Here is a 24,982-nt window from a genome sequence, read left to right as displayed (position 1 = left end):
CCTAGATTCCCTCAAACAGAGCCGTCGAAAGATACCGCTCGGAGAAGGACGGCACTATAGCCAGGATGGTTTTTCCCGCAGCTTCCGGCCGCTTGCCGATCTCGAGGGCCGCGGCGATCGCTGCGCCCGAGGAGATGCCGCCCGGAATGCCCTCGTGCCGCGCCAGCGCCCGCGAGGTCTCAATCGCCGTCGTGGAGTTGATCTTCACGATCTCGTCGATCACCGAGCGATCGAGGATGTCAGGGACGAAGCCCGCACCGATGCCCTGGATCTTGTGCGGCGTATGCTGGCCACCCGACAGCACCGGGCTCTCCTCCGGCTCGACCGCGACCACGCGCAGCGAGGGCTTGCGCGGCTTCAGCACCTGGCCGACGCCGGTGATGGTGCCGCCGGTGCCGACGCCGGCGACGAAGAAGTCGACGTTGCCGCCGGTGTCGTTCCAGATCTCCTCCGCGGTGGTGCGGCGGTGCACCTCGGGATTGGCGAGATTCTTGAACTGCTGCGGCATCACCGAATTCGGCGTCGTCTTCAACAGCTCTTCGGCCGTAGCGATGGCGCCCTTCATGCCTTGTGCGGCCGGTGTCAGCACCAGCTCGGCGCCCAGAAAAGCCAGCATCTTGCGTCGTTCGATCGACATCGACTCCGGCATGACCAGCTTGAGCCTATAGCCGCGCGACGCGGCGACGAAGGCCAGCGCGATGCCGGTATTGCCGGAGGTCGGTTCGATCAGCACGGTGTCGGGCTTGACGATGCCGGCCTCCTCCATGGCGATGATCATGGCCGCGCCGATGCGATCCTTCACGCTTGCGGCGGGATTGAAATATTCAAGCTTTGCCAAAATGGTCGCGTTCACGCCGTGCATGCCCGGCAGCCGGCGCAAGCGCACGATCGGCGTGTCGCCAAAAGCATCGACGATCGAGTCATAGATCCGGCCGCGGCCGGGTTGGTGCGCTGCACCCGTGGTGGACGATGCGTCCATGATGAACTCCCTGTGGCGACGATTGTGCTTCTGTTGCAGCTCTTGCGCAGTTAGAGACAGCCTGCGGCGACACGCAAGCGAGATTGCGGCACATGTTAAATACGCTGCATCGCAAAATCGCGTGAGCAATAATTATCAGAAAACCAACGCATTTGTGTTGCGACCTCGTCAACTGATTCTGCTTATGTTAGACTTAGGTCTCAAAGCTGGGAGGTCACCACGATGTCAGCAGTCGCTGAAGTGTTGTCGACCGTCGCAACGAACCGCGCTCCGCGTTGCAGTGAGTTGCCGACCTGTCCCGTCTGCGCCGACTCCATGATCGCCGCCGAAGGTTCTGCGTATCTGTCGGAACACGTGATCAGCTATCTCTGGACCTGCGACAATTGCGGCTACGGCTTCGTGACCAAGCACTCCGTCAAGCAGCGTTTCCTCTGCAACTGACCTAGCGCGGGGCGATGTCGCCCCTCGCCCAGTTCTCGCGCGTACGCCGATAGAACTCCTCGAACGTTCCCTGTGCGACCGCGTCCCTGATGCCCTGCATCAGAAACTGGTAGTAAGCGATATTGATCTCGGACAGCAGCATCGCACCCAGCGTCTCGCCCGCCTTGACGAGATGATGCAAATAGGCGCGCGCGTAGGTGCGCGCCGACGGCCAGGTACTTTCTTCGTCGAGCGGCCGGGGATCGTCGGCGTGGCGCGCGTTGCGCAAATTCACCTGGCCGAAGCGTGTGAAGGCTACGCCATGCCGGCCATTGCGCGTCGGCATCACGCAGTCGAACATGTCGATGCCGCGCTTGACAGCCTCGAGGATGTCGTCGGGCGTGCCGACGCCCATCAGATAGCGCGGCCGCTCTCTCGGCAGCAGCGGCGCTGTCTCGTCGATCATCGCGAGCATCACGGCTTGCGGCTCACCGACGGCAAGGCCGCCAATCGCATAACCATGGAAACCGATCTCGACGAGGCCTTGCGCGCTGGCATGGCGAAGCTGGGGTATGTCGCCGCCCTGCACGATGCCAAACAGCATGTAGCCGTCGGGCGCGCTCTCGAAGGCGCGCTTGCTTCGCTCGGCCCAGCGCAGCGACAATTGCATTGCGCGGTCGATGTCGGCGCGCTCGGCGGGCAGCCGCACGCATTCGTCCATCTGCATCGCGATATCGGAGCCTAGCAAACGCTGCACCTCGATCGAGCGCTCCGGCGACAGCTCGACCTTGGCACCGTCGATATGCGAACGGAACGTCACGGCGTGCTCGCTGACCTTGCGCAAATCCGCCAGCGACATCACCTGGAAGCCGCCGGAATCCGTCAGCATCGGCCCGTTCCAGCCGGTGAATGTCTGCAAGCCGCCAAGTGCTGCGATCCGCTCGGCGCCGGGACGCAGCATCAGATGATAGGTGTTGCCGAGCACGATGTCGGCACCGGCCTCACGCACCTCGCGCCAGTGCATGCCCTTCATCGCGCCGGCGGTACCGACCGGCATGAAGGCGGGCGTGCGCACCACGCCGTGCGGCGTGGTCAGGCGCCCGGTGCGCGCGGCGCAATCGGTGGCGAGCAGTTCGAAATGATTGGGCAGACCGGTGTCAGGACGATTCATGACGGTGCTTATTGCGTGTCGGAGCGGGCCGATCAACCCGCCCAGGCGCTGCATCGGCCGGCTTATGCATCGGATTGGGACAGGGCCACCAATATTTGGAACACGGAAATTTGCGCCTGCTACGCTTGTTGAACAAAACGATACAGTGTAGTTTTATCCCCGGGGCTGGATGAGCTGCCGCGGCGATGTTGCCGGCGGCGGTAGATGCGTGATCGCCAGCCACCGACTATGCCCTTCCCTTTAAATTCGACTGACACGTCCGGCAGTTCGCATGGCTGGGCAAGGCAGACCTGCGCCCGCCTGTTCGGATGGCTGGTCCTGACGTGTAGCCTGGCGCTCGGCGCCTGCACCTCCCTGCCCCGCACGCCCTATACGGCCGCTGAAGCCAGCACATCGCGCGTGCTCGATATCGACGGCCTGCGGCGCTACGCCGACGAACCCATCACGAGATTCAGCTTCGAGAAGGACACCAGCACCGCGACCAAGTCCTACCTGGCGCTGTCAGGCGGCGGCGCCGATGGTGCCTACGGCGTCGGCGTGCTCAACGGCTGGACCGCGGCCAGAACCCGTCCCACCTTCTCGGTCGTCTCGGGCGTGAGCACCGGCGGCCTGATTGCACCCTTTGCGTTTCTCGGCTCGCGATATGACGACACGCTGAAGGAGGTCTACACCAGCGGCGTCGCGGAGAGCCTGTTGAGCGATCCCAGCATCATGCGCGTGCTGTTCGGATCCGGCCTGTTCGGCAACACGCGGCTGCGCGAACTCGTCGCCCGTTATGTCGGGCCCGAGATCATGGCGCAGGTCGCGCGTGAAAACGCCAAAGGGCGCAAGTTGCTGGTGGTGACGACAGATCTCGACACCCAGCGCACCGCGATCTGGGACATGGGCAAGATCGCCACGATCGGCACGCCCGAGGCGCTCAAGCTGTTTCGCGACGTGATGGCGGCCTCCGCCAGCATCCCGCTGGTGTTTCCGCCGATCATGATCGACGCCGAAGGCGAGGGCCGCAGGTTTCAGGAGATGCATGTCGACGGCGGCGTGACGGCCCCGGTGCTGACGCTGCCGGAAGCCCTGCTTTTCCAGGGCAGTCGCCTGCCCGGCCCTGCGAAGCTGGACATCTACATCCTCGTCAACAAGAAGATCGAACGCAATTTCGAGCTCGTCTCCAACAGCACCATCGACGTCGCCTCACGCAGCCTGTCGTCGATCACCCAGTCGCAAACCCGTTCGATCATCTTCTCGACCTATGATTTTGCCAGGCGCAACCGCCTGGGCTTCCATCTCTCCTACATCGCGCGCGATTATCCGGCGGCCCCCTCGGAAGGGTTCGACACCGCCTATATGCGGGCGCTGTATCAGTACGGATATGAGAAGGCGGCTTCGGGCCAGGCCTGGACTTCGACGCTTCCGTGAGCGCTCGCTGAGGAACGGGGCCGTGCCGAGACGGTTGACGATGCGGCCCATTCGGCCAGATTGGCCATGACGCACCCGTTGCTGCGCGTTATAGAGCATCACTGATGTCACGACTGCGCAGGAATCATTGGGCATGGGATTGACTGCGAGCAGGACCAGACCGGCAGCTCAGCGGCGCGAGGTGCCGAAATCGCGCGGCGGCCGGCCGACGAAAAGCGCCGCGATCGAGCGCGATCAGCGGCTGATCGAGGTCGCCACCCGCCTGTTCCTGGATCGCGGCTTTGACGCCACCTCGCTCGATGCGGTCGCGGAAGCCGCGCGAGTGAGCAAGCCCACCGTCTATGCCCGTTACGGCGACAAGCGCGGCCTGTTCGCCGCCGTGCTGCGGCGTGAGATCGCGCGATGGCTTGCACCGCTGTCCGCGGCTGCCGAGACGAAGCTCAGCAGCGCCTCGGACATCTCGGTCGAGCAGCGGCTGGTCGAGATCGGGCGCGAGATGCTGACATTCACCTGCGGTCCCGATGCCGTCGCCTTCAGCCGCATGATGACGTCGCAGGCCATCAACTTCCCCGACATCGCCAAGCTCGGCAAGGAGGAAGGCTGGCTCAAGGCCGTCGCCACCACGGCGCGCTTCTTCGACCATCTGGTGGCGCAAGGCGCGCTCGACGTCGACGACACCACCATCGCGGCGGAAGTGTTTCTCGACGTCGTCGTCGGTCACAACCATCGCCTGGCGACGTTTGGAACGCCGCCGGAGATGAAGGTCGCGGAAAAGCGCATGCGCGCTGCGATCAAGCTGTTCCTGGCAGGCGCGCTGGGATCTGCGGACGACAGCCAGGGTGCAGCCAAGACCACGCAGCGGCGGCGCCCCTCGCGCTGACAATTCCGTGAGGTTGCGATCTTTCCAGGGGGATCCTGCGCGCACGCCGTTGACCAAAACAAAACGATACGGTATGGTTTAATTATAGGGCGATGCGGATCGCTTTTTCACCGGCCCCAAAGAGGTCCGCACCGCCTCGATCGCCGCGGCGGACAGCCCGTCACGACGCTCAGCGGCCGACCGATGCCCAAGGTCGGCCGCAAATTCTTTACGATCATCCGGCACACTCGCTGGCCGAGGGGTTCGAGCATGACGACGGCCAAACGACGGATCTCGGGATTGCTCGCGATCGCCCTGTCCGCACTCCTGCTCGCAGCGCCGGCGCGGGCGATCGTGAGTTCGGGCACGCCGACCACGCTTCACAGCGACACAGATGGTGACGCCGAGGCCGATCGCAAAGCGGTCAGTCGCGAGATCGAGCGCTTCCGCAGCTCGTCGATCTCGATCAACCAGGCCATGGCGATTGCGGAAGCCCGCCACGCCGGTGCCACCACGGCGGATGTGAGTTTCGACGGAGCCTCCGGCGTGCCGGTCTACCGGGTGAAGACCCTGCACAACGACCGGATCTGGCGCCACACCATCAATGCCGCGACCGGCGAGCTCGTCGGCGGGGAAGCCGCCCTCCCTCTCGCCGAGCTCGACCTCGACGACCGCAGCAACCTCGCAGCGCTCGGTGCCATCAAGCACCGACTTGCGGATGCCGTGCACGTCGCCGAACGCGCGGCCTCGGGCAAGGCGATCAGCGGCGGGCTGGTGCGCGAAAGCGGCCGGCTGAATTTCGCGATCGTCGTCATCAGTGGCGACAACCTCAAGGAGGTCATCCTCGAACCGCCGGGCGCCCGGACCAAATAGCGGCAGCCCCAATCCCGCCGAAAAGCCATTGACGGGCGCAAGACTCTCCCGCATAAGCTCCCGCCATGTTCACGACCACCAAACGCGCGACTAAAACCACCACGGCCTTCGGGGCCCGGGGAGGCGTGCGCGTGTAGTCGTCGACTAGAACGCAATCCACTCTACCGAAGCCCCGCCCTCGTTGGTCCGGGGCTTTTTTGTTGTCTGAATTCTCAAATCAATGGAGGACACATTGAGTAACGAACCCGTCGTCGCGATTGTCGGCGTCACCGGTGCGGTGGGCGCCGAATTCATCGCCACCATGGACAAGCGCGGCTTTCGCGTCGGCAAGCTCAAGGCGCTGGCGAGCGCCCGCTCGGCTGGCAAGACGGTGTCGTTCCGTGGGCAAAGCGTCGTCATCGAGCAGCTGACCGAACGCGCCTTCGAAGGCGTCGACATCGCCCTGTTCTCGGCCGGCGGCAGCATCTCCAAGAAGTTAGCGCCGATCGCGGTCAAGGCGGGTGCCGTCGTCGTCGACAACTCCTCCGCCTTCCGCATGGACCCGAACGTGCCGCTGGTGATCCCCGAGATCAACCCGAACCGCATCCGCGACCACAAGGGTATCATCGCCAACCCGAACTGCGCCGCCATCACGGCGCTGGTGCCGCTGTGGCCGATCCACCAGAGCAACCGCATCAAGCGCGTGATCATCTCGACCTACCAGGCGGCCTCCGGCGCCGGCGCTGCCGCGATGGACGAGCTGGTCGAGTCCACCCGTGCCAACCTCAACGGGCAGGTTTATACGCCGAAGGTGATGCCGCATCCCTACGCGTTCAACCTCTTCAACCACAACACGGCGATCGACCTTGACACCGGCTACAACGACGAAGAGACCAAGGTCATCAACGAAACCCGCAAGATCTTCGAGGACGACAAGATCGCGATCGGCGTCACCTGCGTGCGCGTGCCGGTGCTGCGGGCTCATTGCGAGGCCATCACCTTCGAATGCGAGAAGCCGATCAGCGAGGATCAGGTCCGCGCCATCATGGCGCGAGCGCCGGGCGTCAGGATCGTCGACGACCGCGCCAGGAACTACTTTCCGATGCCGATCGACGCCTCGGGCCAGGACGACGTCCTGGTCGGTCGCATCCGCAAGGATCTCAGCGACCCCTCCGGGCATTCGATCTCGATGTTCGTGGCGGCGGACCAGCTGTTGAAGGGCGCGGCGCTCAACGCGGTGCAGATCGCGGAGCTGTTGCCACAGCGGGTGATGGCGTAACGGAAGGTGCGGTAGGGTGGGCAAAGGCGCGCAAGCGCCGTGCCCACCACTTCTCTCGCGCATCCACGAAAGATGGTGGGCACGCTTCGCTCTGCCCACCCTACTCCGCCAAAATTAGTCGTGCGCCCGAAACAACAGACACGCATCGCCATACGAATAGAACCGATAGCCGGTCGCGATCGCGTGTGCATACGCCTGCTGCATCGTCTCCAGGCCGGAGAACGCCGACACCAGCATGAACAGCGTCGACTTCGGCAAATGGAAATTGGTCAGCAGAACATCGACGGCGCGGAAGCGGTAGCCGGGAGTGATGAAGATCGACGTCTCGGCGGCGAACGGCTCAATGGTGCCGTCCTCGCTGGCTGCGCTTTCGAGCAGACGCAACGACGTGGTGCCAACCGCGATGATACGGCCGCCGTTCTTGCGCGCAGTGTTGAGCCGCTCCGCCGTCTCGGCCGAGAGCGTGCCCCACTCGGCATGCATCTTGTGGCCTTCGGTGTCGTCCACCTTCACCGGCAGGAAGGTCCCTGCCCCGACATGCAGCGTGACGCGATTGATCCCGACGCCGCGCGCGTGCAGCGCCTGCTCCAGCGCCGGCGTAAAATGCAGGCCGGCTGTCGGCGCGGCAACGGCGCCTTCATTCGCCGCGAACATGGTCTGGTAGTCGGCGAGATCCTGATCGTCAGGGGTACGTTTCGAGGCGATGTAGGGCGGCAGCGGCGGGCTGCCGAGATCGGCGATCGCTTGATCCAGTGTCGGGCCGTGGAACGAAAATGACAGCGTCACCTCGCCCTCCACGCCCTTGGCCTCGACCTCGGCGTCGAGATGGCCAAGCAAGCAGACCTTTCCCTCATTGCCGAAGCGGATGCGGTCGCCGGCTGCGAGTTTCTTGGCCGGCTTCACCAGTGCCTGCCAGCGCGAACCGTCGAGGCGCTTGATCAGCGTTGCCTCGATCTTCGGCTCGGTCTCGCGGCCAATGCGACGGCCTTTCAATTGCGCCGCGATCACTTTGGTGTCGTTGACGACGAGCTGGTCGCCCGGCCTCAACCATTGCGGCAGATCGGCGATGATATGGTCGCGCAGCGTGCCGTGGTCGACAACCAGCATCTTCGCGGAGTCGCGCGGGCTCGCCGGGCGCAATGCGATGTGCTCGGCGGGCAGGTCGAAATCGAAGAGGTCGGTGCGCATCGCGTGCTCACGGCCGTACAGTCAGACCCTCATGGTGAGGAGGCGCGGAGCGCCGTCTCGAACCATGAAGGCCGGGCTGCAGCAGCGGGGCCTTCATCCTTCGAGACGCGCGTTCCGCGCGCCTCAGGATGAGGGTTGAACGCCTACTCCGCGTCAGCCGCCATTCGCGCCTTGACGATCTTGTCGGGGTTCTGCACGGGCTCGCCGCGCTTGATCTTGTCGACGTTCTCCATGCCCTCGGTGACCTTGCCCCACACCGTGTACTGGTTGTCGAGGAAGCGAGCGTCGTCGAACACGATAAAGAACTGGCTGTCGCCGGAATCCGGGCTGGCGGCGCGCGCCATCGAGGTGGTGCCGCGCACATGCGGCTCCTTGTTGAACTCGGCCTTCAGCTTCTTGCCGGAGCCCCCGGTGCCGGTGCCCTGCGGGCAGCCGGTCTGCGCCATGAAGCCGTCGATCACGCGATGGAACACGATGCCGTCGTAGAAGCCTTCACGCACGAGTTCCTTGATGCGCGCGACGTGGCCCGGCGCCAGATCAGGCCGCATCTCGATGGTGACGGGGCCCTGCGTGGTTTCGAGGATCAGTGTGTTTTCGGTGGCGCTCATGCTCGTCTCTCTTGGGTTGGGGGTGAAGTCCTGTCAGGTGAAGATTTGCGGTTGCGAAACTGGATCGCGAATGGACGCCCCGCAGCGGCGCCAGCCATCGCATCGGTAAATGGCATCGGCGTGCAGCGTTGCAATGCCTCCATCACCGCGATCCGGTATTGCAGCCGGTCATCGTCGGAGGCCTCCGCGGATTCATAGGTAATCCGCGGATGGCCCAGAATGTTTCCAGCCCGGTTAAAGCTCACGACGACGGTGATGTCGATCGGGCGGGCCTTGGCGGCGGGCGGCGGCTTCCAGCAGGTGCGCAGATGCCGGAAGATGTCCTGGATGGTGTTGACCTGTGCGTCCTCGGCGACCGCGCCGGGGACGCCGAGCAGCAGCACCGCGGCAACCAACAGGAGCTTGCCACCGCAGCGCGCCATCGCCTCTCCTACTTGATGTCGGAAGCGACCTGCACCTTCACCATCTTGTCGGGGTCGGTGACGGTGCCGCCGCTTGATCCGGGAGGCGCCTTCTTCAGCTTGTCGACGACGTCCATGCCCTGCACGACCTCGCCGATCACGGTGTACTGGTTGTCGAGGCTGCCGCCGTCGGCGAACATGATGAAGAACTGCGAATTGGCGGTGTCGACGCTGTCGCCGCGCCGGGCCATGCCGACGATGCCGCGCGCAAAATGCACCTTGGAGAATTCCTGCTTCAGGTTCGGATATTTCGACCCGCCGGTGCCGTTGAAGTTCTGACCATCGCCGGTCTGCGCCATGAAGCCGTCCATGACGCGGTGGAACGGCACGTTGTTGTAATAACCCTCGCGCGCGAGCTGCTTGATGCGCTCGGCGTGCTGGGGCGCAAGGTCCGGCCTCAGCTTGATGACGATGCGGCCCTTCGTGGAGTCGATGACGATGGCGTTGACCTTGTCGAGGCCGGCCGGCAAAGTTTGCGCGAACGCCGGCACCGCGAACAGAACCGCGGCAAGAACTGCGAGAATTCGGATCATGACAACTCCGGATCAGAGATGAGAAAGGAAACGCGCCGTTATCAGGCGAATTTTGCCTTGAGCTGGGCCGCAACCAGCGGCGGGACGAAGGTCGAGACATCCCCGCCCATGGCTGCGATCTGGCGCACCAAAGTGGCGGTGATCGGGCGGACCATGGGAGAAGCCGGCAGGAAGACCGTATGCACCTCGGGCGCCATCGCCTCGTTCATGCCGGCGAGTTGCATCTCGTAGTCAAGGTCGGTGCCGTCGCGCAGGCCCCGGATCATGATCGTCGCCCCGTGCTTGCGCGCCGAGGTCACCGACAGATCGTCAAACGTCGCGGCTTCGAGCACGCAGCCTGCCTGGGCCGCCACCGGCCCGCAGACGTCGTGGAGCATCTTGAGCCGCTCCTCGGTCGAGAACAGCGGCTTCTTGCCGGGGTGGACCCCGATCGCGACAACGAGCCTGTCGCACAGCGACACGCTGTGCCGGACCACGTCCAGATGGCCGTTGGTGATGGGGTCGAAGGAACCTGGATAGAAGGCAATGCGCGGCATGGCCACGTCCTACCGCGCCCGGCCCGGCCCGGCAAGCCGGTCGGGTTCCCTGGCGGTTTTTCCGCAAAACTGTGTCGGAATGCGCCGAATTGTTTCGTCCTGAGGGGGCCACGAAACAAAACGGGGCGAGAACGAAACCATTTCCCACGTTCGCGAAGACGTCCGGAAACTGGCCATGGTTACTAATCCGGCCAACGAACGACGGGCCGCACAACTGGGCGTAGCGGCCGCATCACAGGGGACTGTCATGATCAAAGCGCTTTCGGCGATCGCCATTTCTGCGTGTGTTGCTGCCGCCCTCACCCTCCTGCCCGGCTTCGCCCCGACCGTCGAGGCGAGCGTGCCGCAGCCGCTCGCCAAGAGCGACCGGCTCGATATCCGCACCATCGGCAAGGACTGCTCGCAGCAGGCCTGGCCGAATTTCGAGGCGTCCTGCCTTCGTCAGGCCGGCACCAAAGCCAACATCCGCGAGGCTCGTCTCGTGACCGCCAACCGTACTCCGTAGCGGGGTGTGTCAGTTTCGCGTCAGGAATCCTCGCGATAAGTCCCAACGATAAACCCCAAAGATGACCCATGGATATTTGCGACGTCCCGTCGCAGACTGCCCGATGCTCGCGCCCGCCGGAATGACCCGTCGGGCGCGATCCCATCGAGGGGTCGCCATTGTCCAGCACGCCCGCAGTCGCCTCCGGCCATCAACCTGATCCACTGCCGCTTGCCATGACCATGGGCGCCCTCGGGGTGGTCTATGGCGATATCGGCACTAGCCCCCTCTATGCCCTGAAGGAAGCCGCCAAGGCCGCTGCCCACGGCGGCACATTGACGAACGATGCCGTTCTGGGCGTTGCCTCGCTGATCCTCTGGGCGCTGTTGCTGATCATCTCGCTGAAATATGCGCTGCTGATCCTGCGCGCGGACAACCGCGGCGAAGGCGGCATCGTCGCCCTGCTGGCGCTGCTGCACGCGCGCAACGCCCAACCCGGCACCTGGCGCGCGCATCTGCTGGTCGTCGGCCTCGTCGGCGCCGCGCTACTGTACGGCGACGGCGCGATCACGCCGGCGATCTCGGTGCTGTCAGCCATCGAAGGTCTGAAGGTCGACGCCCCCTCGCTCGCGCCGGCGGTGGTGCCCGTGACCGTCGTCATCCTGATCGGACTGTTCATGATGCAGAAGCAGGGCACCGGCTTCATCGGCCGTATCTTCGGACCGGTGATGCTGGCCTGGTTCTTCGTGCTGGCAGCGCTCGGCATCCACGGCATCGTCAAGGCGCCGGCGGTGCTGGCGGCGCTGAGCCCGCTCTATGCGTTCGACTTCCTGATCCACCAGGATTTTCATGTCTCCTTCGCGATCCTGGGGGCGGCATTCCTCGCGGTGACCGGCGGCGAAGCCATGTATGCCGACATGGGGCATTTCGGCCGCCTGCCGATCCGCCTGGCCTGGTTCGCGATCTGCCTGCCCGCGCTGGTGCTGAACTATTTCGGCCAGGCCGCGCTGCTGATCACCGATCCCACCATGATCGAAAATCCGTTCTTCCAGCTCTGCCCCGACGCACTGCACTATCCGCTGGTCGCGTTCTCGGCGGTCGCGACCGTGATCGCCTCGCAGGCCATCATCTCGGGCGTGTTCTCGCTGACGCAGCAGTCGATCCAGCTCGGCTTCCTGCCGCGCATGCAGATCCGTCACACCACGAGCGCAGCGATCGGCCAGATCTACGTGCCGTTGGTGAACTGGCTGCTCGCCGCCGCAACGCTCGGTGCCGTCCTGAGCTTCGGCAGCTCGGAGGCGCTGGCCGGCGCCTACGGCATCGCAGTGTCGCTGTTGATGGCTATCACCACGCTGCTCGCGGCCCTCGTCGCGATCCAGTGGGGCTATTCGCCATGGCTCGTGGTGGCCGTGAACGGCTTCTTCTTCGTAATCGACGTGATCTTCTTCTCGGCCAATTCGATCAAGCTGTTCGAGGGCGGCTGGTTTCCGTTGATGCTCGCGGCCTTCGTCGCCTTCCTGATGCTGACCTGGCGCAGCGGCGTGAAGCTCGTCGAAGCGGCACGCGCGAAGCTGCGCCAGCCCGAGGAGGATCTGATCCAGACCGCGGTCAACAAGTGCAGCGCCAGACTCCCCGGCACCGCCGTGTTCCTGGCGTCGGCGCCGCGCGGCGTGCCGCTGGCGCTGACCCAGTTCGTCAAGCACAACCACGTGCTGCACGAGCGCATCGTCCTGGTCACCGTGCTGATCGAGGAGCTTCCTCACATTGCCGACGAAGACCGCACCGAGGTGATCGAGATCATTCCCGGTATTACCCGCGTCATCCTGCACTACGGCTTCATGCAGAACCCGACGATCTACGAAGGACTGACCCTGGCCTGCCGCCACGGTAAGTTGCCCGGCATCGACCTCTCCGACATCACCTATTACGTCGGCCGCGAGACCATCATCCCGCGCGAGGACGTGCCGGGCATGTGGGTCTGGCGCGAAACCGTGTTCGCCTTTCTGCAACGCAACGCCGAGCGCTCAGCCGCGTTCTTCGGCGTGCCGACCAAGCAGGTGGTAGAGTTCGGCACGGAGCTGGAGATTTAGCAGGCCCCGGCCCGGCTAAAGCAAGCATCGACGTCGAGCCGCAGCTGGACCGCAAATTACGCTCGCGGCGGCGAGCTGATGCTGGCCCACGATGACAGTGAATTAAACTGAGGTATCAACGTTCCGACAATGCGTTCCCCTCCGCCGGAAGCTCGCGAGTGGGATATGACCACTTCAATATCGATGCACTGTCAGCCGGCACAGAGCTGGAGCGAGTAGCTCGGGAGCCACGTTGATAGCGCGGCTCCCTCGCTTGTCCGTTATGGACAGGCGTAACGCTGCCCGTCGTAGGCCAGATACGTTCCCGAGGCCGGATCGTAGGACTTGTAGCGTTGGGCACAAGAGCTCACAGCATCCTGGCGTGCCTGGCTGTTTGCGATCGCGCCGCCGATAATCGCTCCGGCCGCCAGTCCGCCGATCACAGCTGCACCGGTTCCGTAGCCCCGATGTCCGTAGCCATGGTGATATCCGCGATGGCCATGACGCCAACCGGGGCGATACTGGACGGTCTCGACATTCGCTCCATTCACACCGAGCGTTTGATCTACTTGAAGCGGCGCAGCCGAGGCAGATTGCATAGTGGCCAGAGCGGTCGCACCAGCGAGAGCGGCAGCAAGCAGAGTTCGGGATTGTCGCATGGTAAACTCCGTCATTTCATCAACGCGGAGCCAACAAGCGCGTCCTGATGCAGTTCCTGCATGAAACAGGTTTAATCAATCGCGTCACAAGGTCAAACGCATGGACGCAGGCGCGCGGCAGGGCGCATCACTCCCCGTTTGCGTCTCCGTTCGCTCCGTTCCCGCTCTCGGCCTCTTCCGTGATGTGCTCGACCGAGACGACGTGCTCGTCCTCGGCGGTGTCGAACACGATCACGCCCTGGGTCGAGCGGCCGGCGACGCGGATGCCTTCGACCGGGCAACGGATCAGCTGGCCCTTGTCGGTGACCAGCATGATTTGATCAGCGTCTTCCACCGGGAAGGAGGCCACCAGATTGCCGTTGCGGTTGTTGACGCTCATGGCCACGATGCCTTTGCCGCCGCGGCCCGTGGTGCGGTACTCGTAGGACGAGGTCCGCTTGCCATAGCCGTTGACGGAGACGGTCAGCACGACCTGCTCGGCCGCCGACATCTCGATGTAGCGCTCCTGGGCGAGCTGGTAGCTGCCGGAGGTCTCTTCGGCCTCGGCGTCCGCCGCCGGCTCCTCGGCCGCAGCTTCGCCGGCGACCGCACGACGCATCTTCAAATACGCCGAGCGCTCGTCGGACGTCGTCTCGACGTGGCGCAGGATCGCCAGCGAGATCACCTTGTCGCCCTCGGCAAGCGCAATGCCGCGCACGCCCATCGAGGTGCGCCCGGTGAACACGCGCACGTCGGTGACGGGGAAGCGGATGCACTGGCCGCCGGCGCCGGTCAAAAGCACGTCGTCGTGCTCGGTGCATATCTGCACGTCGACGATAGCTTCGTTGTCGTCGAGCTTCATCGCGATGATGCCGGAGCGGCGGACATCGACGAAGTCGGACAGCTTGTTGCGCCGGACGTTGCCGCCTGTCGTGGCGAACATCACGTCGAGATTGCCCCAGGTGGACTCGTCCTCCGGCAGCGGCATGATGGTGGTGATGCGCTCGCCCTGCTCTAGCGGCAGGATGTTGATCAGCGCCTTGCCGCGCGCATTCGGCGCGGCCATCGGCAGGCGCCAGACCTTGATCTTGTAGACCTGGCCTCGCGAGGAGAAGAACAGCATCGGAGTATGCGTGGACGCCACGAATAGCCGGCTGACAAAATCCTCGTCGCGGGTCTGCATGCCGGCCCGGCCCTTGCCGCCGCGGCGCTGGGCCCGATAGGCCGACAGCGGCACGCGCTTGACGTAGCCGGCGTGAGAGACGGTGACGACCATGTCCTCGCGCTGGATCAGGTCCTCGTCCTCGACCTCGCCTTCCTGCTCGATGATGACGGTGCGGCGCGGGGTGGCGAACTCGGCCTTCACTTCGGCGAGTTCGGACTTGATTATTTCAAGCACGCGGTCGCGCGAGCGCAGGATGTCGAGATAGTCGGCGATCTCGCCGGCGAGCTTGTCGAGCTCCTCGCGGATTTCGTCGCGGCCGAGTGCGGTGAGGCGTTGCAGGCGCAAATCGAGAATGGCCCTCGCCTGCTCCATCGACAGCCGGATCGTGCCGTTCTCGCTGATGCGGTGGCGCGGATCGTCGATCAGCGTCAGCATGTCCTCGACGTCCCGGGCGGGCCAGTCGCGCGACATCAGGGTGTCGCGCGCGGTCGTCGGGTCGGGCGAGGTCCGGATGACGCGGATCATCTCGTCGATATTGGCGACCGCGATGGCGAGACCGACCAGGATATGGGCGCGATCACGGGCCTTGGCCAGCAGGAACTTGGTGCGCCGCGTGACGACCCGCTCGCGGAAGTCGACGAAGATCGCCAGCAGGTCCTTCAGATGCATGATCCGCGGACGGCCGCTGTCGAGCGCCACCATGTTGACGCCGAAGCTCGTCTGCAGCGGCGTGAACCTGTAGAGCTGATTCAGCACCACATCCGGCACGGCGTCGCGCTTCAATTCGATGACGACGCGGTAGCCGTCGCGATCGGATTCATCGCGCAGGTCGCCGATGCCCTCGATCTTCTTTTCCTTGACCAGCTCGGCGATGCGCTCGACCATCGTCGCCTTGTTCACCTGGTAGGGAATTTCGGTGATGATGATCGCCTCGCGCTCCTTGCGGATGGTCTCGATCGCGACCTTGCCGCGCATCATGACCGAGCCGCGGCCGAGGTGATAGGCGGCGCGGATGCCTTGCCGTCCGAGGATGACGCCGCCGGTCGGGAAATCCGGTCCCGGCACGATGTTGATGAGCTCGTCGATGGTGAGCGCAGGGTTGTCGATCAGCGCGACGCAGGCGTCGATGACCTCGCCCAGATTGTGCGGCGGGATGTTGGTCGCCATGCCGACCGCGATGCCGCCGGCGCCATTGACGAGCAGGTTGGGGAACTTGGCCGGCAAGACCGACGGTTCGGTCTCGTTGTTGTCGTAGTTCGGCTGGAAGTCGACCGTGTCCTTGTCGATGTCGGCCAGCAGAGCCAGCGCCACCTTCGTCAATCGGGCTTCGGTATAACGATAGGCAGCCGGGGGATCGCCGTCGACCGATCCGAAATTGCCTTGGCCGTCGATCAGCGGCACGCGCATGGAGAAGTCCTGCGCCATCCGGACCATGGCGTCGTAGATCGACTGGTCGCCATGCGGATGATATTTACCGATGACGTCACCGACCACGCGGGCGGACTTCACGTACTTCTTGTCCGGCGTGTGCCCCTGCTCGTTCATCGAGTACAGGATGCGGCGATGCACCGGCTTCAGACCGTCGCGGGCGTCAGGCAGCGCCCGCGCCACGATCACGCTCATGGCGTAGTCGAGATAGGACTTCTTCATCTCCTCGAAGATGGAGACGGGGCGAATATCCGAGGGTTGCGCCGGCTGTTCGCCGGGCTTGTCGTCGTCGTCAGCCAAGGGGAAATCCGGTGAGGTTTTATCTGGGAATCATATAGCGCATCGAGCCCCTGATAACCACCCTCGCGGCGATCTGGGAAGCGCTTTTTCCGCCTATTTTTCCAACAACTTAAGCCCTTGCGAGCGGTGTCTCGGACAGCCCGCGCATCGACCTTGCAAAATCGCCGCTCACGCGCGGAAAATCGCGCGGCGAGCTTGCCCCGTCAGCGCGCTTGCCAAGCCGCAATCCGAGCTCACCCGAAACATGAAGCGGGCCCGGAAATCCCGAGCCCGTCCTGCCGATTAGTGGGATCTTCTGACACGAGATGAGAAGAGCCGACCATCCGGCCGGCGCGTCGCATTGAGACCCCGCGTTCTCAGAGCGGGATCGCTCAGAACGGGATATCGTCGTCCATGTCGCTGTTGCGGCCACCGCCGCCAGCGGCAACGGGACGGCGCGGTGCGCTGCTGACCGGACCGGAGGAGCCGAAATCGCCGCCCGGCTCGTCGCCGAAGCTGCCGCCTCCCCCACCGCCGCTACGACCGTCCAGCATCGTCAGGGTGGAGTTGAAACCCTGCAGCACGACTTCGGTCGAGTACTTCTCGACGCCGCTCTGGTCGGTCCATTTGCGGGTCTGGAGCGCACCCTCGACGTAAATCTTGGCACCCTTCTTCAGATACTGTTCGGCGACCTTGCAGAGCCCTTCATTGAAGATCACGACGCGGTGCCACTCGGTCTTTTCCTTGCGCTCGCCGGTGGCCTTGTCGCGCCACGTCTCCGAGGTGGCGACGCTCAGGTTGGCGATCGGCCGCCCGTCCTGGGTGCGGCGGATTTCAGGATCCTTGCCGAGATTTCCAACCAGAATGACCTTGTTGACGCTTCCCGCCATCTCCGCTCTCCGCTCCGAATGCCACTGAATTCAACAAGGCCGGTCCGCTCCCCGCGTTCCGCCGTGCCCGTTGAGGCGACCCTATACGCTCGCCGAACGCTTGCGGACGACGATCAGTCCGTCACTCCTCCGGTTATCCCCACATATAGCATCGACCTCCCGTTCGTTCCAGATTTGTTCTTGGCGAACCACCGCATCGATGTGTGGCGTCGATCAGCCAATGTAGTGCGGGAATGCGCGCAGCGGTTGGAACCTTTGTAGGTTCCCGAAAACGAGGGAAAGAACTTAACATTCAGTAAGTTATGGGTACTCGCAGTGCCCCGTTCTTGTTGCATTTCGGAGACGGACTTTGCCGCCCCGTAGAGCTACGGTTTCCTCGGACTTAGTTCATATGGGCCCTCGCGCCTGATCAGCCGCTTCGGGGAAGAAAGAAGCGGACGAAGCTGGGGAGACTGGCAATGAATAAGCTTCTGATTGGTGCGATCGGTGCAGTGGCTATGGGCCTGTCGGCTCCCGCGAGCGCGGCGGATATGGCCGCGCGTCCCTACACCAAGGCCCCCGCGCCGGCGATTGCCACGATCTACGATTGGAGCGGCTTCTACATCGGCATCAACGGCGGCGGTGGCTCGAGCCACACGTGCTGGGACTTCGTCACGCCCGCGACCGGCGTTTTGGTCGGCGAAGGCTGTCACAATGCGACGGGGGGCACCGTCGGTGGCCAGATCGGCTATCGCTGGCAGTCCGCCAATTGGGTGTTCGGTCTCGAAGGCCAAGGCAACTGGGCCGACTTCCGGGGCGACAATGTGAGCACCCTCTTCCCAGGTACCGCTTTGGTGACGGGTGATCGCAACCGTTCCCGCATCGACGCTTTCGGCCTCATCACCGGTCAGGTCGGTTACGCCTGGAACAACGTGCTGTTCTACGTGAAGGGCGGCGCCGCCGTCGTCGGCGACAAGTACGACATCTACGCTGCTACAGGTACGCCCGGCGCGGGCGCGCTGCTGGCTTCGGCGCGGGAGACTCGCTGGGGTGGTACGGTCGGGGCCGGTCTGGAGTTCGGCTTCGCCCCGAACTGGTCGTTGGGCTTTGAGTACGACCACATCTTCCTTGGCGATCGCACGATCGGCTTCACAACGCCCCCGGGTGGGGTCTTCGGCAGCGACCGGATTCGGCAGGACGTCGACATGGGCCTCGTCCGCCTGAACTATCGCTGGGGTGGTCCGGTGATCGCGAGGTACTGATCGAACTGACATCCATCAAAGCAAGGCCGGCCTCGCGCCGGCCTTTTTCGTTGCTGTTCCCATGGGGGAAACCAAAGGTCAGTAATTGCACCATTTTCAGGCCGCTGTGGCTTTCCAGTGACACAACTTGCGGCTTCAATGGTGTAAGTACGGCCTCAGTTGGGCAAGTGAGTCCGATGCCCTTCCCTATCGTGGAAGGCACAATCAGGAACTGGGACTGGGATTAGTTGAAAATGAAAAAGGTTTTGTTGGCTTCGGCCTGTTTGTTCGCTCTCGCTGCCCCGGCCTCGGCCGCTGATCTGGCGGCGCGTCCCTACACCAAGGCCCCGGTGGCCATGGCTTCGGTCTACAACTGGACCGGCTTCTACCTCGGTGTTGTCGGTGGCGGCGCCTGGGAAAATTCCTCGACCGACCCGAAGATGAAGGGCGGCTTCGTCGGCGGTACCGCCGGCTACAACTGGCAGACCGGCAATGTCGTGTTCGGCATCGAGGCCGATGGTGCCTGGGCTGACGTCAGCGCGTCGGTCACCGGCCCCGTTGCCGTCCCCGGCTTCGGCCTCGTCAGCACCACCCTCAGCTCGAAGACCGATGCGATGGGCACCGTGCGCGGCCGCATCGGCTACGCCGTCAACAACGTCCTGTTCTACGGCACCGGTGGTTACGCCTGGATCGACAACAAGCTCAGCATCAGCGCGCTCGGCGTGACCGTTTCCGACAGCAAGTGGCACTCCGGCTGGACCGTCGGTGCGGGCGTCGAAGCGTTCTTCGCTCCGCAGTGGTCGGTCAAGGGCGAGTACCTCTTTCGCAGCCTCGGCGGCGAGACCTACTTCTCGGGCGCCCTGCCCACCGGCACGCTCGAGTTTCACACCGTGCAGGTCGGCGTGAACTATCACTTCGGGGGCCCGATCGTCGCGAAGTACTGATCTTCGCTATCGACGCCATCGTGTTACGAAAGGCCGGCCTCGCGCCGGCCTTTTTGTTTGCCGGGCACGTTACTGCGCAGTTCCACCGCCCTGCTCCTGCCAGATGCCGCCAGCGTGCCAACAATCGGTTGACGATTCGCAGACGCCACTGGAAATCCGTCCCCGTTCTTCCTACGTTCGCTCACATACCCATCGGCGCCGATCCCGGTTCCGGGCGAAGCGCGCCTATTCAGTTGGCGCGATCGCGCGCTTTTGGATTCCCTGAGGACCACCAGGATGGATGAAGTGATCAAGGCGAAGCGCCAACAACAGAACGCGGGATCAAACCTGCGCGCAATAACGATCCGTGGCGCGCGCGAGCACAACCTCAAGAACGTCGACGTCGAGATTCCCCGCGACAAGCTGGTGGTGTTCACGGGGCTGTCAGGCTCCGGCAAATCCTCGCTCGCGTTCGACACCATCTATGCCGAGGGCCAGCGCCGTTACGTCGAATCGCTGTCGGCCTATGCCCGCCAGTTCCTGGAAATGATGCAGAAGCCTGACGTCGACCAGATCGACGGCCTGTCGCCGGCGATCTCGATCGAGCAGAAGACGACGTCGAAGAACCCGCGCTCCACCGTCGGCACGGTGACCGAAATCTACGACTACATGCGCCTGCTGTGGGCGCGCGTCGGCGTGCCCTATTCGCCCGCCACCGGCCTGCCGATCGAGAGCCAGACCGTCTCGCAGATGGTCGACCGCGTGCTGGCGCTGCCCGAGGGCTCGCGCCTCTATCTGCTCGCGCCGGTCGTGCGTGGCCGCAAGGGCGAGTACCGCAAAGAGCTCGCCGAATGGCTTAAGAAGGGCTTTCAGCGCGTCAAGATCGACGGCGCCTTCCACGAGCTCGCGGAAGCCCCTGTGCTCGACAAGAAATTCCCGCACGACATCGACGTCGTCGTCGACCGCATCGTGGTGCGCGCCGACATCGGCCAGCGCCTCGCCGAAAGCTTCGAGACCGCACTGAAGCTCGCCGAGGGCCTCGCCGTCATCGAATTCGCCGATGCGCCGGCTGCAGCAGCACCCGCGGAAGAGAAAAAGAAGACCGCAAAGATCCACGACAAGAGCGGACCCGAGCGCATGCTGTTCTCGGAAAAGTTCGCCTGCCCGGTCTCCGGCTTCACGATCCCCGAGATCGAGCCCCGGCTGTTCTCGTTCAACAATCCCTATGGCGCCTGCCCCGCCTGCGGCGGACTCGGCGTCGAGCAGCATGTCGACGAAGACCTCGTCATCCCCGACAAGGAACTTGCCATCGGCAAGGGCGCGATCGCGCCCTGGGCCAAGTCCTCGTCGCCCTATTACATTCAGACGCTGACTGCGCTCGGCAAGCACTACAAGTTCACGCTGACCACCAAGTGGAAGGATCTGCCCAAGAAGACGCAGAACGCGATCCTCCATGGCTCCGGCGAGGACGAGATCAAGTTCTCCTACGAGGACGGCGTCCGTTCCTACGACACCAAGAAGCCGTTCGAAGGCGTCATCACCAACATCAACCGCCGCTATCGCGAGACCGAGAGCGAGTGGGCGCGCGAGGAGCTGGCGAAGTATTTCCACGACGTGCCCTGCGAGGGCTGCAAGGGTTTTCGGCTCAAGCCCGAGGCGCTCTGCGTCAAGATTGGCGGCAAGCATATCGGCGACATCTCCGAGATGTCGGTGAAGGGCGCCGGCGCGTGGTTCGAGACCGTTCCGGAGGCGCTGAACACCCAGCAGAACGAGATCGCCGGCCGCATCCTCAAGGAGATCCGCGAGCGCCTCACCTTCCTGCTCGACGTCGGCCTCAACTACCTCACGCTGTCCCGCTCCTCCGGCACGCTGTCCGGCGGCGAGAGCCAGCGCATCCGTCTGGCCTCGCAGATCGGCTCGGGGCTAACAGGCGTGCTCTACGTGCTCGACGAGCCCTCGATCGGCCTGCATCAGCGCGACAACGCGCGCCTGCTCGACACGCTGAAGCGACTTCGTGACCTCGGCAACACCGTAATCGTGGTCGAGCACGACGAGGACGCGATCCTGCTCGCCGACCACGTGCTCGACATCGGCCCCGGTGCCGGCATGCATGGCGGCAACATCATCGCCGAAGGCACGCCCGCCGAGATCATGCGCAACCCCAACTCGCTCACCGGCAAATATCTCACGGGCGAGTTCGAGGTCGAGGTGCCGGAACGGCGTCCGCCGAACCATCGCCGCACCATCAAGGTGGTCAACGCGCGCGGCAACAACCTCAAGAATGTCACGGCCGAAATCCCGCTCGGCCTGTTCACCTGCGTCACCGGCGTATCAGGCGGCGGCAAGTCGACGCTGCTGATCGACACGCTGTACAAGGCGATCGCCCGCAAGCTGAACAATGCCAGCGAAGGCGCCGCACCGCACGACCGCATCGAGGGTCTCGAGCACATCGACAAGATCATCGACATCGACCAGTCGCCGATCGGCCGCACGCCACGCTCCAACCCCGCGACCTATACCGGCGCCTTCACGCCGATCCGCGAATGGTTTGCAGGCCTGCCGGAATCGAAGGCGCGCGGCTACGAGCCCGGCCGCTTCTCCTTCAACGTCAAGGGCGGCCGCTGCGAGGCCTGCCAGGGCGACGGCGTCATCAAGATCGAGATGCACTTTCTGCCCGACGTCTACGTCACCTGCGACGTCTGCAAGGGCAAGCGCTACAACCGCGAGACGCTCGAGGTCCTGTTCAAGGGCAAGAGCATCGCCGACGTGCTCGACATGACGGTCGAGGAAGCCGCCGAGTTCTTCAAGGCGGTCCCGCGCGTGCGTGAGACGTTCCAGACGCTGCATCGCGTCGGACTCGACTACATCCATGTCGGCCAGCAGGCCACGACGCTGTCGGGCGGCGAAGCCCAGCGCGTCAAGTTGGCAAAGGAGCTGTCAAAGCGCGCCACCGGCCGCACGCTCTACATCCTGGACGAGCCGACCACCGGCCTGCATTTCCACGACGTCAAGAAACTCCTGGAGGTGCTGCACGAGCTGGTCGCACAGGGCAACACGGTCGTCGTCATCGAGCACAATCTCGAAGTCATCAAGACCGCCGACTGGGTCATCGACCTCGGCCCCGAAGGCGGCGACGGCGGCGGCGAGATCGTCGCTTGGGGCCCCCCGGAGGACATCGCGAAGGCACCGCGGAGCTATACGGGTAAGTTTCTGGCCCCCGTGCTGGCGAAGGCGCGCAAACCGAAGCGGAGGCGCGCGGCGAGCGAGGCGGCGGAGTAGGTTACGCAGCGAGAGCATGCCGACACATTGTCTGAGGGAGACTGAGCTTGCCTGCAGGACTTGTGCAAACCTATCGTGCGTTCGCCCACAATAATGCCTGGGCAAATCACCGGCTGCTCACCGCTTGCGCGACGCTGTCTCAGGCCGACTTCGAAGCCGCACGAACCGGCTTCTTTCCGAGCCTGCAGCGCACGCTCAACCACATCCATGTCATCGACCTCTTCTATGTCGATGCGCTGGAGGGCGGGTGGCTGGGATCGGCGGCCTGGAAGAACGAAGTGCCACATCCCTCCCTTGCCGCGCTGAAGGCTGCGCAGGCTGCGATCGACAAGCGTTTGATTGCCGTCTGCGATGGACTGACGCCCGAGATTCTCGACGGTCTCGTGCGGATAAACCGCGACACCCGCGTGCAGACCGAACCTCGTGACCGGCTGCTCATGCATCTGTTCCAGCATCAAATTCATCATCGCGGACAGGCGCACGCGATGCTGTCTGAAACGCACGTTCCCCCGCCCCAGCTGGACGAGTTCTTCGCCGAGGGAGAGGCGCCGCTCAGAGCCACCGAGTTCGACCAACTCGGATGGACCGAGGAAACGGTGTGGAAAGCCTAGCGGTGTAGCTTCGTCTCCATGGCCTACTCCCTCGCCATCTTCGATCTCGACGGCACGCTGGCCGACAGCTTTCCGTGGTTCCTGCGCACCATCAACGACGTCGCCGATCGCTTCGGCTTCCGCCGCGTCGCCGATGAGGATGTCGAGGGGTTGCGGCATGCTTCGTCGCGCGAGATCCTCAGCCGGCTCGAGGTGCCCTTGTGGAAGCTGCCGGCGATCGCGCGGCATGCGCGGCGGCTGAAGGGAGAGGCGGCGGCGGAGATTGCGTTGTTTGCGGGCGTCGAGGCGATGTTGAAAACGCTGGCCGGTAACGGTGTGCAGCTAGCGCTGGTGACGTCGGACAGCGAAGCCAATGCGCGCGAGAAGCTCGGCGATTGCGCGGCGCTGTTCGCCCATTTCGATTGCGCGGCCTCGCTGTTCGGCAAGCCGTCGAAATTTCGCCGCGTCATGCGGCGCGCCGGCGTGGAGCCGGGCAAGGTCATCGCGATCGGCGACGAGGTGCGCGACATCGAGGCGGCTCGCGCTGTGGGGATTGCCTGCGGCGCGGTGGGCTGGGGTTATGCGGCGCCGGCGGCGCTGCGGGCGCTGGCGCCGGATCACATGTTTGAGCAGATGGATCAGATTGTCTGGACGCTGTGCCCCGGTGCAGTAGCCCGGATGAGCGAAGCGACATCGGGGAACGCCGGTGGATGAGGAGAGCCCTGTCCCGCATGTCGCTCCGCTCATGCGGGCTACACGCCCCTACTCCGTCCTGCGCAAGAACGCCCCAAACGCGCGCGGGCCGTCGCCGGTCTTGACCTCGCCGATCACCTTCAGCTCGACCGCATCGATGATATCGAGCGTGTTGCTTTCCCAGCAGGCGACGATGATGCGCTTGCCGTCGGCGGTCGCGGCAATGCCTTCGGGATAATCGCCAACGTTGATCCGCTTGATCGGCTTCAAGGTCGCCAGATCGAACACACTGACAGTGCCGCCATACTGGTCGGTGACGAAGCCGCGGCCCTGCGCCAGCGCCACCGCATAGGGCCGCATCCCGACCGGCACGCGGCCGATCTCGCGCGCTTCGGCGATGTCGATCACGGAGACGTCGTCAGAGCCGACATTGGCGGTGTAGGCCCGCTTGCCCTCGGCATCGATAGTGACGCCGAACGGGCGGGTGCCGACCTTGATGGTCGCCCTGCGCTGGCGCGTCGCGGTGTCGACCACCGAGACGCTGTCGTCGTCGCGGTCGGCCGAGAGCAGCAGCTTGCCATCCGGCGTCACCGCGAGCCCCGACGGCGAGGCGCCGACCGCGATGCTGGCCGTGACGCTGCGGCTCGCCGCGTCGATCACCCGCACGGCCGCCGCATACCAGTCCGCGACATAGACGGTCTTGCCATCAGGCGCGACGGCAACGCCGAGCGGCCCGCCGCCGACCTCGATCCGCGCCGCAACCTGCCGCGTTGACGCGTCCACCACCGTCACGGCCTTGGCATCCGGGCTCGTCACATAGGCAAAGCGCCCGTCCGCGCTGACGGCGACGCCGGCCGGCTTGCCGCCGATCGGGATGGTCGCGACGCTGCGTGCCGTGGCGAGATCCACGACCATCAGATTGTCGCTGAGCTGGTTGGTGACGAACGCCTCTTCGGCGGACGCATGCGCGATGCCGGCAAGGCAAAGGCTGGCGGCGAGCGCCGCCAGGACCAGCGCCCGCACCG

The 24,982-nt window shown here is 64.4% G+C and carries 23 protein-coding genes; 12 read left to right on the top strand and 11 right to left on the bottom strand.

All coding sequences use genetic code 11. From position 1 onward, the window contains the following. Position 1 precedes the first annotated feature (1 nt). Positions 2–979 carry a cysteine synthase A gene (cysK, locus tag IVB41_RS24220; RefSeq protein ID WP_247435605.1) on the bottom strand — a complete coding sequence of 326 codons (978 nt, stop codon included), beginning with the start codon at positions 977–979 and terminating at the stop codon, positions 2–4. Between the two features lie 222 nt (positions 980–1,201). Here cysK and IVB41_RS24215 point away from each other — a divergent pair, with 222 nt between their 5' ends. Continuing rightward, complete coding sequence (locus IVB41_RS24215) at positions 1,202–1,420, top strand: hypothetical protein (RefSeq protein WP_027567041.1); 219 nt, start codon at positions 1,202–1,204, stop codon at positions 1,418–1,420. Between the two features lies 1 nt (position 1,421). On the opposite strand, the gene tgt is transcribed toward IVB41_RS24215, so the two are convergent. After that, positions 1,422–2,570 carry a tRNA guanosine(34) transglycosylase Tgt gene (gene tgt / locus IVB41_RS24210; protein WP_247435602.1) on the bottom strand — a complete coding sequence of 383 codons (1,149 nt, stop codon included), beginning with the start codon at positions 2,568–2,570 and terminating at the stop codon, positions 1,422–1,424. Between the two features lie 204 nt (positions 2,571–2,774). On the opposite strand from tgt, the gene IVB41_RS24205 reads away from it, so the two are divergent. From IVB41_RS24205 to IVB41_RS24190, 4 genes are all read left to right on the top strand, one after another. Further along, positions 2,775–3,983, top strand: coding sequence for a patatin-like phospholipase family protein (locus IVB41_RS24205; RefSeq protein WP_027567043.1), 1,209 nt, complete (start codon positions 2,775–2,777; stop codon positions 3,981–3,983). Between the two features lie 133 nt (positions 3,984–4,116). Next, positions 4,117–4,863, top strand: a complete 747-nt coding sequence (locus IVB41_RS24200) for a TetR/AcrR family transcriptional regulator (protein ID WP_027567044.1) — start codon at positions 4,117–4,119, stop codon at positions 4,861–4,863. Between the two features lie 249 nt (positions 4,864–5,112). Further along, on the top strand, positions 5,113–5,715 hold the full coding sequence (locus IVB41_RS24195) for a PepSY domain-containing protein (RefSeq protein WP_247435600.1): 603 nt from the start codon (positions 5,113–5,115) through the stop codon (positions 5,713–5,715). Positions 5,716–5,935: 220 nt separating this feature from the next. Continuing rightward, entirely contained in the window at positions 5,936–6,973 is a 1,038-nt protein-coding gene (locus IVB41_RS24190) for an aspartate-semialdehyde dehydrogenase (RefSeq protein WP_247435597.1), read from the top strand. Between the two features lie 114 nt (positions 6,974–7,087). Here the strand turns inward: IVB41_RS24190 and queA are convergent, their stop codons facing one another. From queA to coaD, 5 genes are all read right to left on the bottom strand, one after another. Next, a complete protein-coding gene (gene queA, locus IVB41_RS24185; RefSeq protein ID WP_027567047.1) occupies positions 7,088–8,161 on the bottom strand; it encodes a tRNA preQ1(34) S-adenosylmethionine ribosyltransferase-isomerase QueA in 1,074 nt (357 codons plus the stop codon). A gap of 143 nt (positions 8,162–8,304) precedes the next feature. Next, complete coding sequence (locus IVB41_RS24180) at positions 8,305–8,769, bottom strand: peptidylprolyl isomerase (RefSeq protein ID WP_007590736.1); 465 nt, start codon at positions 8,767–8,769, stop codon at positions 8,305–8,307. Next, on the bottom strand, positions 8,766–9,191 hold the full coding sequence (locus IVB41_RS24175; RefSeq protein WP_027567048.1) for a hypothetical protein: 426 nt from the start codon (positions 9,189–9,191) through the stop codon (positions 8,766–8,768). The genes IVB41_RS24180 and IVB41_RS24175 overlap by 4 nt, the downstream gene beginning before the upstream one ends. Before the next feature lie 8 nt (positions 9,192–9,199). Continuing rightward, a complete protein-coding gene (locus IVB41_RS24170; protein ID WP_247435594.1) occupies positions 9,200–9,763 on the bottom strand; it encodes a peptidylprolyl isomerase in 564 nt (187 codons plus the stop codon). 41 nt (positions 9,764–9,804) lie between these two features. Further along, positions 9,805–10,299: a pantetheine-phosphate adenylyltransferase gene (gene coaD / locus IVB41_RS24165; RefSeq protein ID WP_027567050.1), complete on the bottom strand. Its 495-nt coding sequence runs from the start codon at positions 10,297–10,299 to the stop codon at positions 9,805–9,807. 247 nt (positions 10,300–10,546) lie between these two features. Between coaD and IVB41_RS24160 the strand changes: the two genes are divergently transcribed. Further along, the gene (locus IVB41_RS24160) at positions 10,547–10,804 is read left to right on the top strand and encodes a hypothetical protein (RefSeq protein ID WP_247289802.1); all 258 of its coding nucleotides are present in this window, start codon (positions 10,547–10,549) and stop codon (positions 10,802–10,804) included. 215 nt (positions 10,805–11,019) lie between these two features. Further along, positions 11,020–12,873: a potassium transporter Kup gene (locus IVB41_RS24155; RefSeq protein ID WP_247398181.1), complete on the top strand. Its 1,854-nt coding sequence runs from the start codon at positions 11,020–11,022 to the stop codon at positions 12,871–12,873. Positions 12,874–13,133: 260 nt separating this feature from the next. Here IVB41_RS24155 and IVB41_RS24150 read toward each other — a convergent pair whose 3' ends face one another. The 3 genes from IVB41_RS24150 to IVB41_RS24140 form a co-directional block, all read right to left on the bottom strand. Further along, the gene (locus IVB41_RS24150) at positions 13,134–13,451 is read right to left on the bottom strand and encodes a BA14K family protein (protein WP_346283300.1); all 318 of its coding nucleotides are present in this window, start codon (positions 13,449–13,451) and stop codon (positions 13,134–13,136) included. Positions 13,452–13,638: 187 nt separating this feature from the next. Then, positions 13,639–16,383, bottom strand: coding sequence for a DNA gyrase subunit A (gene gyrA, locus IVB41_RS24145; protein WP_247435589.1), 2,745 nt, complete (start codon positions 16,381–16,383; stop codon positions 13,639–13,641). A gap of 371 nt (positions 16,384–16,754) precedes the next feature. Next, positions 16,755–17,252 (bottom strand): single-stranded DNA-binding protein, encoded by a 498-nt coding sequence (locus IVB41_RS24140; protein WP_007590726.1) that lies wholly within the window; start codon positions 17,250–17,252, stop codon positions 16,755–16,757. A 458-nt stretch (positions 17,253–17,710) separates the two neighbouring features. On the opposite strand from IVB41_RS24140, the gene IVB41_RS24135 reads away from it, so the two are divergent. The 5 genes from IVB41_RS24135 (at position 17,711) to IVB41_RS24115 (ending at position 23,978) form a co-directional block, all read left to right on the top strand. After that, positions 17,711–18,493 carry an outer membrane protein gene (locus IVB41_RS24135; protein ID WP_247435586.1) on the top strand — a complete coding sequence of 261 codons (783 nt, stop codon included), beginning with the start codon at positions 17,711–17,713 and terminating at the stop codon, positions 18,491–18,493. Positions 18,494–18,726: 233 nt separating this feature from the next. Continuing rightward, a complete protein-coding gene (locus tag IVB41_RS24130) occupies positions 18,727–19,416 on the top strand; it encodes an outer membrane protein (protein WP_027567055.1) in 690 nt (229 codons plus the stop codon). A gap of 276 nt (positions 19,417–19,692) precedes the next feature. Continuing rightward, a complete protein-coding gene (gene uvrA, locus IVB41_RS24125) occupies positions 19,693–22,674 on the top strand; it encodes an excinuclease ABC subunit UvrA (protein WP_247435582.1) in 2,982 nt (993 codons plus the stop codon). A gap of 47 nt (positions 22,675–22,721) precedes the next feature. Continuing rightward, positions 22,722–23,285, top strand: coding sequence for a DinB family protein (locus IVB41_RS24120; protein WP_247435578.1), 564 nt, complete (start codon positions 22,722–22,724; stop codon positions 23,283–23,285). An 18-nt stretch (positions 23,286–23,303) separates the two neighbouring features. Beyond that, the gene (locus IVB41_RS24115) at positions 23,304–23,978 is read left to right on the top strand and encodes an HAD-IA family hydrolase (protein WP_247435575.1); all 675 of its coding nucleotides are present in this window, start codon (positions 23,304–23,306) and stop codon (positions 23,976–23,978) included. 48 nt (positions 23,979–24,026) lie between these two features. Here the strand turns inward: IVB41_RS24115 and IVB41_RS24110 are convergent, their stop codons facing one another. Continuing rightward, positions 24,027–24,980: a cytochrome D1 domain-containing protein gene (locus IVB41_RS24110; RefSeq protein WP_247435570.1), complete on the bottom strand. Its 954-nt coding sequence runs from the start codon at positions 24,978–24,980 to the stop codon at positions 24,027–24,029. Positions 24,981–24,982 lie beyond the last annotated feature (2 nt).

The organism is Bradyrhizobium sp. 44, from assembly GCF_023073095.1.
In the GTDB taxonomy this organism is placed as follows: domain Bacteria; phylum Pseudomonadota; class Alphaproteobacteria; order Rhizobiales; family Xanthobacteraceae; genus Bradyrhizobium.
The sequence above is the reverse complement of the archived record's forward strand: the minus strand, read 5'-3'. Positions and strand labels throughout refer to the sequence as shown.